Below are 14,171 nucleotides of genomic sequence, written 5' to 3'. Positions count from 1 at the left end.
TTGTTGAGCAATACCAATATTGCTGTGCTTGAACACAAAAATAACATTTTTAGAGTTAAAATTACTTTTAAAATTTTATAAATATTGGTATGGCCAAATGCGTATTTCGGATTACTTTTTCTGTACTCAAAAAAGGCTGTTCTACCATTGGTAAAACAGCCTTTTTTAGAGCAGCATCAAATATGTTTTTAATGAATCGTTATGGTGTAGGGCATTCTGGTTTGTATGCCTTTTTGGGTTTCTAAGTTTTTTATTTTTTGCATCAATTGGTAGTTTTCTTCTCCTATTTCTTCTTTTATAAAAGAGGCTTTTATTTTTCCCATCGGAAAATTAGCCAACAAGTCGTTAAAATCTTTTTTGTATTCTGGAAAATTTTGGGTTGTGTAGGACGTTATTTTGGCAAGCTTTGCGGCTTCTTTAATAGCAACATCGAGACCTCCTATTTTGTCTACAAGACCAATTTTTAGAGCTTCGGATCCAGACCAAACGCGTCCTTGTGCAATGGCATCTACTTGTTCAAAAGTCATTTTTCTACCTTCGGCCACATGGGTAACAAAGGTTTTGTAAATGTGTTCTACGCTCTCTAGAGTTACTGCTTTGAATGTGGGGTCTAAAGGTACAAATGGGCTATAGGCTGCGGCATTTGGATTGGTATTTACTTGTTCTACATGTATACCTACGCGTTTGGTTAGTTCCTGAAAATTAGGTAAAATTCCAAAAACGCCAATAGAACCAGTGATGGTGTTGTTTTGAGCAAATATTTTAGAGGCATTGCAGGCAATATAATAGCCGCCCGAAGCCGCATAATTTCCCATCGAAACTACAACGGGTTTTGTCTTTTTGGTAAGTTCTACTTCTCTCCAAATTAAATCAGAGGTTAAGGCACTTCCTCCAGGACTGTTAATGCGCAGGACTATTGCCTTTATGTTTTTGTCTTTTCGGGCTTCTTGTAAGGAACGACGCATGGAGCCTTCGCCAATGGTGTTAACATCTCCTTCGCCGCTTTGGATTTCGCCTTGAGCGTAAATTACAGCAATTTGATTGGCGGTAGAGGCGGGAGTAGAGGTGGTAAGGGTTTTTTGGGTGTAGGCAATAATTCCTATTTTGTTGTAATCTTCTTTTGGGTCTACTTTTAATGCTTTTTTAATATTGTTATGATACACGTCTTCGTAGGCAATTATATCGACCATGTTTTGTGCTTTGGCCATTTCGGGGGTTCGTGCCAAGAGACCGTCTGCAATTGCATTTAGTTTGGCAACGGGCAGGTTTCTGCTTTCGGATACTGCTGTGGTAACGGTGCTCCAAACAGCCTGTAGTAGTGCTGTGATTTGTTCTCTGTTGGCTGGGCTCATTTTGTTTTCTAAAAAGGGCTCTACGGCGCTTTTGTATTTTCCGTGGCGAATTACTTCCATTTTAATGCCGGATTTTTCTTGCAAATCTTTAAAAAACAGAATCTCAGAAGAGAGTCCTTTGAAGTCCAGTTCTCCTACCGGATTTATATAAATGGTGTTGGCAACAGAATTAATGTAGTATTCTTTTTGAGAATAGGTGTTGGCGTATGCCCATACCCATTTATTGGATTTTTTAAAATCAGCCAAAGCATCTCTCAAAGCCTTGCTTTGTGCCATACCTAAGGAGTAGTGGTTGTTTAAAATGGATATTCCTTGGATGTCTGGATCTGTTTTGGCTTTTTGAATGGCTGTAAGGATGTCTGTTAGACCTACTTTTTCTGTGTCTGAGAACATCGCCATCCAGGGTTCTTGGTATTTTCCGGCGTAATCGTATTCTATATTTTTTAGATCTAGCTCAATTATGGAGTTTTCTTTTACGGTCACAGTTTCGGAGTTGCCGCCAAAAACAGCACCAATAAATAAAATGCCAAAGAAAAACAGCATAATGAAGACAAATAAACCCACAATGGTGGCCAGTACATTTCCTAAAAACTTCATAATTATTTTTTTTAATAAGTTGCCAACAATACTAATTAGGTACTGTTTTTATGGTGGTTTTTGCAATATCAACTGCAACACTTTGTGCAAATATAAGGTTATTCTAAAATTCTTTTAGTTAATTTGTACTTAATATGAAAGTACAGCATCAGGTCATTTTGTCTATAGGCAGTAACCAAGGAAACCGCCTTGAAAATATAGAAAACAGTATAAAACGTATAAACCAAAGCCTAGGAACGGTGGTTGGTGTTTCGGCACTTTATGAATCTGCCTCATGGGGTTTTGATAGTAGTGCTTTTTATAATTGTGCCTTATTGGTGCATACTTTTAAGACAGCGGAGCAAATTTTGGATCAGGTTCTAAAAATAGAAAAAGAGTTGGGACGGCTGCGAAAAAACAGTCCAGGGTATGCAGCGCGATTGATCGATATTGATTTGATCTTTGTGGACCAACAAATTATAAATACAGACCAGTTGCAACTACCGCACCCTTTATTGGAACAAAGAAATTTTGTTTTATATCCAGTGGCAGATTTAGCTCCCCAATGGAAACATCCTGTTTTGCAAAAAACCATTCAGCAATTAGTTGCTGCCTCTGCGGATCAAAGCGTTTGTAAGGCTATTAGCAAACTCTATAATCCCACAGACGAAATGCCTTTCAAGCAAGCTGCCTATGTAGTAATTGAAGGCAATATAGGAGCTGGAAAATCAACATTGGTTACCAAAATAGCCCAAGATTTTGACGCCAAAGCTGTTTTGGAACGTTTTGCAGATAATCCGTTTTTGCCTAAATTTTATCAAGATCCAGACCGGTATGCTTTTTCTTTAGAGGTATCTTTTTTGGCGGATCGGCACCAACAACTTGCAACCAATTTAGCCCAGTTAGATCTCTCTCAAGATTTTGTTGTGGCAGATTATCATGTTTTAAAATCGCTGTTATTTGCAAAAATAACTTTGGCGGATCTAGAGTACCAACTCTATAAAGATTTGTTTGGTATTCTTTGCCAGCAAATACCCAAACCAGATCTGTATGTTTATTTACACCAAAGTTCCGATCAATTGCTGCATAACATAAAAAAACGTGGTAGAGAGTACGAACAAAATATCACCAAAGCATATTTGGATAAAGTGAATCAAGGGTATTTGGATTACATACACTCACAAACGGATTGGGATATTTTGATCCTTGACATCTCTAATAAAGATTTTGTAAAAAACCAAGAAGACTATTGGTATGTTTTAGAACAAATAAATCAAAAATTAGCAACAGTTATGCTCTAAATTGTTTGAATAAATCCCAAATAGTAATTCCAGCACTAACAGCAATGTTTAAGGAGTGTTTGGTGCCTAATTGCGGTATTTCAATGCAACCATCACATAAAGCTACTGCCTCTTGGGTTACGCCATGTACTTCGTTGCCAAAAACAATAGCATATTTGGCATTTTTGTCTACTTTAAAATCTTGCAAAAAAACGGCACTTTCTACCTGTTCTATTGCTAGGGTAATTATGTTGTTGTTTTTTAATTCGTGGATTAGCTCCAGAGTGTTTTTGCGGTGTTCCCAAGTTACAGTGTCTGTTGCGCCAAGTGCTGTTTTATGGATTTCTTTGTTAGGAGGCGTAGCAGTAATCCCGCATAAATAAATCTTTTCGATCAAAAAAGCATCGGCAGTTCTAAATACGGAACCTATATTGTGTAGGCTACGTACGTCTTCTAGGAGTATTATAACCGGAGTTTTGACAGATTCTTTGAAGGCTTCAATGCTCTTTCGCCCTAGTTCGTTGTTTTCTAATTTTCTCATTTTGATAGTAAATTCATAAAAAAAAAGCTTCCGGTTTTAAAGGAAGCTTTAGTATAAGTGGTGTAATAATTATTAGTTTTTTGCAGCATCCTCTGCAAGTACTGTTCCTTTGATGGTAAGTATTTTAGTAGGTTGCCCTTCTGCATTTGAAGTTACGGTTACTGCTTTGGTAAATTGACCAACTCTATCGGTGGCATATTTTACTCCAATAACTCCTTTTTTTCCTGGAGCAATTGGTTCTTTTGGAGACGTAGGAACCGTACAACCACAAGATCCTTGTGTGCTAGTGATTATTAAAGGTTTTTTTCCATTGTTTGTAAAAACAAATTCACGGTTTCCATCGGCATTGTGAGCAATAGTTCCATAATCTATAGTGTCATTATCAAACACCATTCCTGCACCTGCAACTTTAGTGGTGGTAGTTTTTGCTTTTTTGATCGTTTTTTGAGCTTGAGAAGTTGTTATCCCTAAAACAACTAGCATGGCAATTGTAAGTATTTTTTTCATTTTGATTGTGGTTAAAGTTATTTAAACAAATCTAAAGAAAAAATCATGCCAATACCTTAAAAATTACTTAAAAAAAGTTTAATTTTTTGCAAGTACCTGTTTTTTGCTATTTAATAATTAAATTCGCTGCTTAGAGAATCAACCATTTAAACAAACAAAATTGGCAGCTAAAGATAAAGTAGTTAAAGAAACCCCATTGATGAAACAGTACAATGAAATTAAAAGAAAGTATCCAGATGCTTGCTTGTTGTTTCGGGTTGGGGATTTTTATGAAACCTTTGGAGAAGATGCTGTTCGGGCTTCCAAAATACTGGGCATCACCTTAACCAAACGAGGTGCGGGATCTGCCACCGAGACTGCGCTTGCTGGTTTCCCGCACCATTCCATCAATACCTATTTGCCTAAATTAGTAAAAGCAGGGCTTCGGGTGGCAATTTGTGACCAACTAGAAGATCCAAAAATGACTAAAACCATTGTCAAACGTGGTGTTACAGAATTAGTAACTCCAGGAGTATCCATGAATGATGAGGTTTTGCAATCCAAAACAAATAATTTTTTGGCATCCCTATATTTTACCACCAAAAGCATCGGGATTTCATTTTTAGACGTATCTACCGGAGAGTTTCTCACAGCACAAGGCAATGCAGAGTATGTAGATAAATTATTACAAAATTTTAGTCCTTCCGAAGTTCTGGTCTCTAAGAATAACAAAGCAGATTTTAAACAAGCCTTTGGTGAGAATTACCATAGTTTTTATCTAGAAGATTGGGTTTACAAACAAGATTATGCCTTCGAGATACTTACAAAACATTTTCAAACTGTTTCTCTAAAAGGATTTGGAATAGAAGATTTAAAAGAAGGAATAATAGCCTCAGGAGCCATTTTGTATTATTTGTCTGAAACCCAACATAACAAATTACAGCACATTACAGCATTACAGCGCATAGCCGAAGATGCTTATGTTTGGATGGATCGTTTTACCATTCGGAATTTAGAATTATACCATAGTTACAACCCCAATGCCGTTACCTTATTAGAGGTTATAGACAAAACCCTCTCGCCAATGGGAGGACGGTTGCTCAAACGGTGGTTGGCACTACCCTTAAAAGAGCCTTCTAAAATAAAACAACGCCATGAGGTTGTTTCTTATTTGAAAGCCAACCAAGTTGTGCTGCAGCAAATACAAAACCAAATTAAGCAAATTGCAGATCTAGAGCGTTTAATATCCAAGATTGCCACCGCCAAAGTCTCTCCGCGCGAAGTGGTGTATCTAAAAGAATCTTTGGATGCTATATTGCCCATAAAAACGTTGGCTTTGTCTAGCCCGCAAGAGGCAGTAAAAAGGATAGGAGATAGCCTGCATAATTGTGATTTGCTACGCGAAAAAATAAAAACAACCCTAAATCAAGATGCTCCTGTGGCTGTTGCCAAAGGAAATGCTATTGCTACAGGAGTCAGTGCAACATTAGATGAATTGCGCGCCATATCCAGTTCTGGCAAAGAATTTTTAGACGCAATTGAAGCTAGAGAATCCGAGCGTACAGGTATTAGTTCTTTAAAAATTTCTTTCAATAACGTCTTTGGATATTACATAGAAGTTAGAAACACCCATAAAGACAAAGTGCCTCCAGAATGGATTCGCAAACAAACGCTAGTCAATGCAGAGCGCTACATAACCGAAGAATTAAAAGAATATGAAGTTAAAATTTTAGGTGCCGAAGAAAAAATACATAAAATAGAAACGGCCTTATTTGAAGAATTGGTAGCCTGGATTGCTGCCTATATTAAACCAGTACAATTAAACGCATCTCTTATTGCTCAATTGGATTGTTTGTGTTCCTTTACTCAATTGGCTATCGAGAACCAGTACAGCTGTCCAGAATTAACAGAAACAGTGATTTTAGAGATAAAAAACGGAAGACATCCTGTTATTGAAAAACAATTGCCAATTGGCGTGCCCTATATTGCCAACGATGTTTTTTTAGACCCCGAAACCCAGCAGTTAATTATGATAACTGGCCCCAATATGTCTGGTAAATCAGCAATTTTACGACAAACAGCCTTAATTGTACTTTTGGCACAAATGGGAAGTTTTGTTCCGGCGGAGCATTTAAAAATGGGTATTGTAGACAAGATATTCACTAGAGTAGGAGCTTCGGATAATATCTCTATGGGAGAGTCAACATTTATGGTTGAAATGAACGAAACAGCTTCTATTTTGAATAATATTTCCGAACGAAGTTTGGTTTTGTTAGATGAAATAGGTAGAGGAACCAGTACCTATGACGGAATATCCATTGCTTGGGCTATTGCAGAATTTTTGCACGAGCATCCCTCAAGGCCCAAAACGCTTTTTGCCACCCACTACCATGAGTTAAACGAGATGACCACAACATTGCCCCGTATCCAAAACTATAACGTCGCGGTAAAGGAGTTAAAAGACACCGTTCTTTTTGTCCGAAAATTAGTCCAAGGTGGTAGTGCGCATAGTTTTGGTATTCATGTTGCTAAAATGGCAGGGATGCCTCAAATTGTGTTACTAAAGGCGCAAAAAATCCTAAAAAAACTAGAGAAAAACCATTCTAACGAAGTTCTACATGGTGTAAAAGAAGCCCAGGATAGTGTGCAAATGAGCTTTTTTAACCTAGATGATCCTTTGTTGGAAGAAATAAAAGAAGAAATTTTAAGCCTAGATGTGGACACCATAACGCCAATTGAAGCTCTGATGAAATTAAATGAGATAAAAAGAATGCTAACCCAAAAAAATAAATAATTGTAATTAATAGATTTTCAGCACATTGTAAAATAGTTAAAAAATTTATGTTTAAAAGGCTTGTTTAATCGAATAAATGTCTTAAATTTGCCACCGCAATACACAGGATGTATAGCAAGCTTACAAAATGCGAAAATAGCTCAGTTGGTAGAGCGCGACCTTGCCAAGGTCGAGGTCGCGGGTTCGAGCCCCGTTTTTCGCTCTACACCACAAGTGTTTAGAGTTCTTTTAGGTTTGTCTTTCTTAAGGATAAAAAACCAAAACTTTAAAATAAAATTATGCTCGGATGGTGAAATTGGTAGACACGCTGGACTTAAAATCCAGTGAACAGCAATGTTCGTGCGGGTTCAAGTCCCGCTCTGAGTACAAAACCTCTTCTTTAGAAGAGGTTTTTTTTGTTTAATTTAAGTCTTCAAAAAAAATTATTTAATTTAAAAATAACAATACGCTGTACTATGGCTTCTTTGGTAATTACAAAACGATTTAGCGGAGATTATAAGTTTGAATTGATGTCTAGAAAAGGAAAGACAATCTTTACAAGCAATGCTTATGAGTTACGGATGGATTGTGAAGCAGATGCCGAACGTTTAAAATTGGCTTTTGCTAGTTGTTCTTTTGTGAAGTTTAAAACCAGTAAGGACCGGTTTTTTTTTAGAGTAGTTCTGGATGAGGTAGTGGTGGCTACAAGTCGAAAATACAGTACAGAATTAATGGTTCAAAAAGGAATTGACGAAATTGTAAAATATGGCTCTAAAGCGGAGATATTGGATTTTTCAAATAACTATTTTGAATTTACAGACTAAGTAGGCTCTTTTGGTAATAAAAAAGGGGTTCTGTTCCAAAAATAAGATTGCAATAAAAAAGCCATCTCGCTTTCGCGGATGGCTTTAATTTTAGAATTTAATTCTAATTAGTGAGCAGCAGCTTCAGTTGCAGTTGCAGCAGCATCAGTAGCTACAGCAGCAGCAGAATCAACAACTACAGCAGCAGAATCAACTACAGCAGCAGCAGAATCAACAACAACAGCAGCAGAATCAACTACAGCAGTAGCGTCTTCAGCAGCAGCGTCAGCTTTTTTACAAGATACAACAGTCAATACAGCAACAGCAGCTAAACTTAAAAATACTTTTTTCATCTTAATTTAATATAAAGGTTAATTATTAATTCGACGCAAAGATATAAATTTTTTGATATGTAAATTTTTTTTTGAATTTTTTTTTGAAAAATAATTCTTCTTTTTTGTCTTAGTCAAAGATAGTGAATTTCTGTCAAAAAAATAAAAACAAAAAACAGAATTTAGGATTTAAATTTTAAGATGTTTTTTGTTGCTTTATAAGGCGGTTGGTAGCGTTGTTTTTCGGGTAATTTTTGGTGGTAATTTCTTGTTTTTGAATTGCTTAGTGGTGTGTAGTGGTTGTTTTTTTTTAGGCGGAATAACCTTTTGTTTTTGCTAAGATTAGGCTTTGATATTGGTGTATTTTGGGCTCGGGATGTATGGCTTGATGGCTAAGTCAAGAGTTTGTTTGTGTTTGCTTACAAATGGGTTGTATCTATATTTTTCATAATAATGGCTGTTGCTCCTTTGTTCATGGTTACAAAGGTGTTGCAAATGTGTCCAGTTTCGCTACGGTAAGCGGTGTTTAAAAGCAAATCATCTACTACTTTTTGCAGCTCTTTTAGATTTAAAATGCTTTTGCAGCCACCTAAATTAACTAGTGCTACCGCTTCGGCAAAATGGGCGTAGTTTGGGCCAATCAGTACCGGAACACCAAAGGTTGCTGGTTCGAGTATATTATGTACTCCTGGGTTCCCAAATCCGCCACCCACATATGCAATATCCGCATAGCTGTAAATTTTGGTAAGTAAGCCAATGGTATCCACCAAGAGCACATTATAAGCTGCGAGGTTTTTTCCTTCTTTTTCCGAAAATAAAACCGTTTTGCGTTGGATGCTTGTTTTTAATTCGGCGATTGCGTCTTTTTTGATATTATGCGGCGCAATAATAAATTTCACGTTGTCTGGGCAATGGTTAATGTATTCTACCCAGATATTTTCGTCTTTGGGCCAAGAGCTTCCTATAACAATGGTCAGGGCATTGTTTTTAAAAGAAGCTATAAAATCCAGGGTATTATTTTTTTCTAAAAGTGTAGCAACACGATCAAAGCGCGTATCACCAGAAACAGCAACATTTGTTTTGCCCAATGTTAGGAGTCGTTTTTTAGAACTTTCGTTTTGTACAAAAAAGTACGTAAAGGCATCTAACGCCTTGCGGTAAAAACCACCATACCATTTAAAAAAAGCTTGGTTTTTTCGGAATATTCCAGAGATTAAGTAGGTTTGGATGTGCCGTTTTTTTAATTCGTTCAAATAATTGGGCCAATATTCGTATTTGATAAAGAAAACAAATTCCGGGCGCACCAAATCTAGAAATTTTTTGGCATTTTGTGCGCTATCCAAGGGCAGGTAAACCGTAGCGTCTGCCACAGAATTGTTTTTACGGACTTCATATCCCGAAGGAGAAAAAAAGCTAAGTACAATTTTATGATCCGGATAGGTTGCTTTGACGGCCTCCATAACGGGCAGCCCTTGCTCATATTCTCCTAAAGAAGCGGCATGAAACCAAATGGTTGGATCGTTGGATTGTATTTTTTGTTCTAAAGTTTTAAAAACAACGGTTCTGCCTTTTACAAAAAGGTTTATTTTTGGGTTGCAAAGAGCAACTATATTTAGAATTTTAGAAACTAGAAAAACGAAGGCGTTGTAAATAAAAAACATGGGGTTATTTTTAGGAAGGCTAAAATACATATTTATATTTATTTTTAGTCATTAAAGGTGTTATGGCTTTTGGTTTTGCAAGCAATTTAAGAGGTGCTGGTTTAGATTTAAATAAAAAAGGTATTCTGAATTTATTCTAGCTATTAATTCTTAATTTTGTTGCATATAACTTTTATTGCATGAAAAAAATACAGATGGTTGACTTAAAAAGTCAATACGATAAAATAAAAGAAACGGTAACTGTTTCTATCCAAGAGGTTTTAGATACCAATGCGTATATCAATGGGCCTGAGGTGCACAAATTTCAAAAATCATTAGAAACGTATCTGGGAGTTAAACACGTAATTCCGTGTGCCAATGGTACCGATGCGCTACAAATTGCCATGATGGGGTTAGGTTTGCAACCCGGAGACGAAGTAATTACAGCCGATTTTACATTTGCAGCAACCGTTGAGGTAATTGCCTTATTGCAACTAACTCCAGTGTTAGTAGATGTAGAGATGCACAACATGAATATTTCTTTGGAAGCGATCCAAAAAGCCATCACACCAAAAACCAAGGCCATTGTTCCCGTGCATTTGTTTGGTCGTGCAGCCAACATGGAGGCAATTATGGCACTAGCCAAAAAGCATAATTTGTACGTTATTGAAGACAATGCACAAGCCATTGGAGCCAATTGCAAATCTACAGACGGAACCAAGCAAAAAGCAGGAACCATAGGGCATGTTGGAGCAACCTCATTTTTTCCGTCCAAAAACCTAGGTTGTTACGGAGATGGCGGTGCCATTTTTACTAACGATGATGCTCTAGCACATACCTTGCGTGGTATCGTAAATCATGGTATGTATGAAAGATACCACCATGATGTAGTAGGTGTAAACTCCCGTTTGGATAGCATTCAAGCAGCGGTTTTAAACGCAAAATTACCCTTGTTAGACGCATACAATAGCGCCAGACAAGATGCAGCCAGAAAATATTCTATGGCATTTGAAGGCCACAAAAACATTATAGCGCCACAAATTTGTGGAGATTGCGATTGCCATGTATTTCATCAATACACCTTACGAATTATAGATGCAGACAGAAACGGTCTGATGCAGCACCTAATAAACAAAGGAATTCCGTGTGCTATTTATTACCCAATTCCGTTGCATTCTCAAAAGGCGTATGCAGATAGCCGCTACCACGAAAAAGATTTTCCGGTAACCAACCAATTGGTTCAAGAAGTGTTGTCTTTGCCGATGCACACAGAATTAGATGGCGAGCAAATACAATTTATAACAGAAAGCGTTTTAGAGTTTTTAAAATAGCGAATCCCAACCAAGATCCAGTATTGGTTTTAAAAATAACAAAATGAAGATATTAGTAACAGGAGGTTTAGGGTTTATAGGTTCTCATACCGTTGTAGAATTGCAAAACCAAGGTTTTGGGGTAGTAATCATAGATGACTTGTCTAACAGCTCATTAGAAGTTTTAGAAGGAATTGAGGCCATAACAGGCAAAGTGCCTAGTTTTGAAAAATTAGATTTAAGAGAAAAAGCCAAAGTACAAGATTTTTTTAATAGACATCGCGATATTACGGGCGTGATCCATTTTGCGGCTTCCAAAGCCGTGGGAGAGAGTGTTCAAAATCCGTTATTGTATTACGAAAACAACCTAAATGCACTAGTGTATCTTTTGCAAGAGCTAGACAAAAAAGACCGCGCGAGCATTATTTTTAGTTCCTCTTGTACGGTGTATGGTCAAGCCGAAAAAATGCCCATTACCGAAGATGCACCCATACAAAGAGCCATGTCTCCCTACGGAAACACCAAACAAATAGGGGAAGAAATTATTATAGATACCGCTAAGGTTACCAATATTAATGCTATTTTGTTGCGTTATTTTAACCCTGTTGGTTCCCATCCTTCCGCAGAAATAGGAGAACTACCTCTGGGAGTACCTCAAAATTTAGTTCCTTTTATCACACAAACCGCAATAGGATTACGCAACGAGTTATCCGTTTACGGAAGTGATTACCCAACAACAGACGGAACCGCAGTACGAGATTATATCCATGTAGTAGATTTGGCAAAAGCCCATGTTATTGCCTTACAGAGGCTATTGGATCAAAAAAACCAACAAAAAGTAGAGGTTTTTAATCTTGGCACCGGTACCGGAAGCTCCGTTCTAGAAGTAATCCATGCTTTTGAAAAAGTAAGCAACCAAAAACTACCCTACAAATTAGTAGCCCGTAGAGAAGGAGATATCACCCAAGCATATGCCAATACAGACAAAGCAAATGCAATCTTAGGCTGGAAAGCAACCTTCACGCTAGAGCAAGCAATGGAAAGCGCTTGGAAATGGGAGCAAAAAGTTCGGAACAACTAAAGTTCTGCACAAAACCTTATAAACACAAATATCCCCAACTGTCAATAATATAGATAGTTGGGGATATTTGTTTTAGGGATACCAATATTCAGCAACTAGTTCCTGAAATGCTAGGCATTTGCCGTTACGGCATCTTTATTAATCTTGCCAATCAAACCAGCCAATACCTTTCCGGGGCCAACTTCCGTAAACAAAGTGGCACCATCGGCAATCATTTGTTGCACAGATTGCGTCCATTTTACTGGAGCAGTCAACTGAATAATTAAATTTTTCTTGATCTGTTCTGGATCCGATACCGCAGTAGCAGTCACATTTTGATAAACGGGACAAATAGGAGTAGAAAATGTAGTTGCCTCAATAGCTGCAGCCAATTCTTCTCTAGCAGGTTCCATCATAGGCGAATGAAAAGCACCACCTACAGGCAATACCAAAGCTCTTTTTGCGCCAGCTTCCTTCATGGCTACACAAGCCGCTTCTACGGCAGTAGTTTCGCCCGAAATCACCAACTGCCCCGGACAATTGTAGTTTGCAGCCACAACCACACCCGGTATAGTTGCACAAACCTGTTCTACCACCAAATCCGCCAATCCTAGAACCGCAGCCATGGTTGAGGGCTTGATCTCACACGCTTTTTGCATAGCTAAAGCACGTTGCGAAACCAGTTTTAAACCATCCTCAAAAGACAAAACACCATTGGCAACCAACGCCGAAAACTCTCCAAGCGAATGCCCAGCCACCATTTCGGGTTTAAAATCTGCTCCCAAAGTTTTAGCCAAAATAACCGAATGCAAAAACACCGCAGGTTGTGTAACCTTAGTTTCTTTTAATTCTTCCGCCGTTCCTTCAAACATGATATCCGTGATTCGGAATCCCAATATTTCGTTTGCTTTTTCAAATAATTCCTTTGCTAGTGGACTGTTTTGGTACACCTCTTTGCCCATTCCTGTAAACTGTGCGCCTTGACCTGGAAATACATATGCTTTCATTTATCTTATTTAAAAATTAAAGATCTTCTAATTAAATCGGAGGCAAAAATACTATTTTTTTTAGGAGCACCAACTTTTGTTTCTTTGCAAGAGCAATCCCTCCTGCTGTACGCTACAATCTTTAAGGCCAAACCCTGGCCTTAAAGGATTTTTGCTTCCATCAGGGCTAGAGATACTATCCCGAATTTCAAATAATTACCTTCCAGATTAGTAATCCATCGGAACTTCTATCAACAAAATTTCCATCTTGGTCTGGGTTTCTATCTCCAACGTAGCGGTGTTCCAGATTCCAAAACCATCTCTTGTTTCTAGTTTTTGGCCATTAATAGTCCCTTTTCCCGAAAGGATAAAAGCATAAACGCCATTGCCTTGTTTTTTTAAAGCATAGGTATGCGTGCTTCCCGAATCTAATTTGCCCAAATGAAACCACGCCTCTTGATGGATCCAAACCCCTTCGTCCTCTGGATTAGGAGAAAGAATTTGTTGAAATTTTTGGTGTCTGTCCTCTGGGTTTATATCTATTTGTTGGTAGCGTGGCGCTACGTTTTTTGTATTCGGAAAAACCCAAATTTGCAAGAGTTTGGTGGGTTGGTTGGCATTGGGATTAAACTCACTATGTTCCACACCAGTACCAGCACTCATTGCCTGAATGCTACCAGTTGGAATCGTTTGGGCATTTCCCATACTGTCTTTGTGTGCCAAATCTCCCTCAAGCGGAATGGTGACGATCTCCATATTATTGTGAGGGTGGGTTCCAAAACCCATTCCGCCAGCAATAGTATCGTCGTTTAAAACCCGTAGCGCCCCAAATTGCACTCTATCGGGATGGAACCAGCTTCCAAAACTAAAACTATGGTAGGCATTTAGCCATCCATGGTCCGCATGGCCTCTGGTGTTTGCTTTGTGTAGTACTGTGTTTTTCATTGGTATAAAGGGATTTATGTGTAAAGCACAAATTTACATTTTGAATTACAAATTAGGCTTAAATTGGGGTGTTAAAAAAGAATTAAC

General features: G+C 37.9%; 12 protein-coding genes and 2 tRNA genes. 7 read left to right on the top strand and 7 right to left on the bottom strand.

The genetic code is table 11. The features are described from left to right. Positions 1–188 precede the first annotated feature (188 nt). Positions 189–1,949 carry a signal peptide peptidase SppA gene (sppA, locus tag LB076_RS00950; protein WP_066336148.1) on the bottom strand — a complete coding sequence of 587 codons (1,761 nt, stop codon included), beginning with the start codon at positions 1,947–1,949 and terminating at the stop codon, positions 189–191. A 134-nt stretch (positions 1,950–2,083) separates the two neighbouring features. On the opposite strand from sppA, the gene folK reads away from it, so the two are divergent. Then, entirely contained in the window at positions 2,084–3,229 is a 1,146-nt protein-coding gene (folK, locus tag LB076_RS00945; protein ID WP_066336151.1) for a 2-amino-4-hydroxy-6-hydroxymethyldihydropteridine diphosphokinase, read from the top strand. Here the strand turns inward: folK and LB076_RS00940 are convergent. Both LB076_RS00940 and LB076_RS00935 read right to left on the bottom strand, forming a co-directional pair. Beyond that, a complete protein-coding gene (locus LB076_RS00940; RefSeq protein WP_066336153.1) occupies positions 3,219–3,749 on the bottom strand; it encodes an RNA methyltransferase in 531 nt (176 codons plus the stop codon). The genes folK and LB076_RS00940 overlap by 11 nt on opposite strands. A gap of 72 nt (positions 3,750–3,821) precedes the next feature. Continuing rightward, entirely contained in the window at positions 3,822–4,256 is a 435-nt protein-coding gene (locus tag LB076_RS00935) for a DUF1573 domain-containing protein (protein WP_066336156.1), read from the bottom strand. Between the two features lie 160 nt (positions 4,257–4,416). Here LB076_RS00935 and mutS point away from each other — a divergent pair, with 160 nt between their 5' ends. From mutS to LB076_RS00915, 4 genes are all read left to right on the top strand, one after another. Next, positions 4,417–7,029, top strand: coding sequence for a DNA mismatch repair protein MutS (mutS, locus tag LB076_RS00930; protein WP_066336159.1), 2,613 nt, complete (start codon positions 4,417–4,419; stop codon positions 7,027–7,029). Positions 7,030–7,158: 129 nt separating this feature from the next. Beyond that, a tRNA-Gly gene (locus LB076_RS00925) sits at positions 7,159–7,231 on the top strand. Positions 7,232–7,309: 78 nt separating this feature from the next. Further along, positions 7,310–7,395 (top strand) — tRNA-Leu (locus LB076_RS00920). A gap of 89 nt (positions 7,396–7,484) precedes the next feature. Beyond that, complete coding sequence (locus LB076_RS00915; RefSeq protein ID WP_066336161.1) at positions 7,485–7,832, top strand: YegP family protein; 348 nt, start codon at positions 7,485–7,487, stop codon at positions 7,830–7,832. A 107-nt stretch (positions 7,833–7,939) separates the two neighbouring features. Here LB076_RS00915 and LB076_RS00910 read toward each other — a convergent pair whose 3' ends face one another. Together LB076_RS00910 and LB076_RS00905 are read right to left on the bottom strand one after the other, a co-directional pair. Further along, a complete protein-coding gene (locus LB076_RS00910) occupies positions 7,940–8,164 on the bottom strand; it encodes a hypothetical protein (RefSeq protein WP_066336163.1) in 225 nt (74 codons plus the stop codon). A 398-nt stretch (positions 8,165–8,562) separates the two neighbouring features. Next, a complete protein-coding gene (locus LB076_RS00905; protein ID WP_066336424.1) occupies positions 8,563–9,804 on the bottom strand; it encodes a 3-deoxy-D-manno-octulosonic acid transferase in 1,242 nt (413 codons plus the stop codon). A 179-nt stretch (positions 9,805–9,983) separates the two neighbouring features. Here LB076_RS00905 and LB076_RS00900 point away from each other — a divergent pair, with 179 nt between their 5' ends. Beyond that, positions 9,984–11,114, top strand: coding sequence for a DegT/DnrJ/EryC1/StrS family aminotransferase (locus LB076_RS00900; RefSeq protein ID WP_066336164.1), 1,131 nt, complete (start codon positions 9,984–9,986; stop codon positions 11,112–11,114). A 43-nt stretch (positions 11,115–11,157) separates the two neighbouring features. Continuing rightward, a complete protein-coding gene (gene galE, locus LB076_RS00895) occupies positions 11,158–12,174 on the top strand; it encodes a UDP-glucose 4-epimerase GalE (RefSeq protein ID WP_066336166.1) in 1,017 nt (338 codons plus the stop codon). 110 nt (positions 12,175–12,284) lie between these two features. Here the strand turns inward: galE and fabD are convergent, their stop codons facing one another. Further along, positions 12,285–13,160: an ACP S-malonyltransferase gene (fabD, locus tag LB076_RS00890; RefSeq protein WP_066336170.1), complete on the bottom strand. Its 876-nt coding sequence runs from the start codon at positions 13,158–13,160 to the stop codon at positions 12,285–12,287. Between the two features lie 207 nt (positions 13,161–13,367). Continuing rightward, positions 13,368–14,084, bottom strand: coding sequence for a pirin family protein (locus LB076_RS00885; RefSeq protein ID WP_066336173.1), 717 nt, complete (start codon positions 14,082–14,084; stop codon positions 13,368–13,370). Positions 14,085–14,171: the final 87 nt, after the last annotated feature.

The organism is Flavobacterium crassostreae, assembly GCF_001831475.1.
In the GTDB taxonomy this organism is placed as follows: domain Bacteria; phylum Bacteroidota; class Bacteroidia; order Flavobacteriales; family Flavobacteriaceae; genus Flavobacterium; species Flavobacterium crassostreae.
This window is presented reverse-complemented; position numbering and strand designations above follow the sequence as displayed.

What these genes read in the sequence shown, in the direction of transcription:
- sppA (WP_066336148.1), bottom strand. Translation starts at nt 1,949, where the DNA reads ATGAAGTTTTTAGGAAATGTACTGGCCACCATTGTGGGTTTATTTGTC.
- LB076_RS00935 (WP_066336156.1), bottom strand. Translation starts at nt 4,256, where the DNA reads ATGAAAAAAATACTTACAATTGCCATGCTAGTTGTTTTAGGGATAACA.
- LB076_RS00905 (WP_066336424.1), bottom strand. Translation starts at nt 9,804, where the DNA reads ATGTTTTTTATTTACAACGCCTTCGTTTTTCTAGTTTCTAAAATTCTA.
- fabD (WP_066336170.1), bottom strand. Translation starts at nt 13,160, where the DNA reads ATGAAAGCATATGTATTTCCAGGTCAAGGCGCACAGTTTACAGGAATG.
- LB076_RS00885 (WP_066336173.1), bottom strand. Translation starts at nt 14,084, where the DNA reads ATGAAAAACACAGTACTACACAAAGCAAACACCAGAGGCCATGCGGAC.
- galE (WP_066336166.1), top strand. Translation starts at nt 11,158, where the DNA reads ATGAAGATATTAGTAACAGGAGGTTTAGGGTTTATAGGTTCTCATACC.
- LB076_RS00900 (WP_066336164.1), top strand. Translation starts at nt 9,984, where the DNA reads ATGAAAAAAATACAGATGGTTGACTTAAAAAGTCAATACGATAAAATA.
- folK (WP_066336151.1), top strand. Translation starts at nt 2,084, where the DNA reads ATGAAAGTACAGCATCAGGTCATTTTGTCTATAGGCAGTAACCAAGGA.
- LB076_RS00910 (WP_066336163.1), bottom strand. Translation starts at nt 8,164, where the DNA reads ATGAAAAAAGTATTTTTAAGTTTAGCTGCTGTTGCTGTATTGACTGTT.
- LB076_RS00915 (WP_066336161.1), top strand. Translation starts at nt 7,485, where the DNA reads ATGGCTTCTTTGGTAATTACAAAACGATTTAGCGGAGATTATAAGTTT.
- LB076_RS00940 (WP_066336153.1), bottom strand. Translation starts at nt 3,749, where the DNA reads ATGAGAAAATTAGAAAACAACGAACTAGGGCGAAAGAGCATTGAAGCC.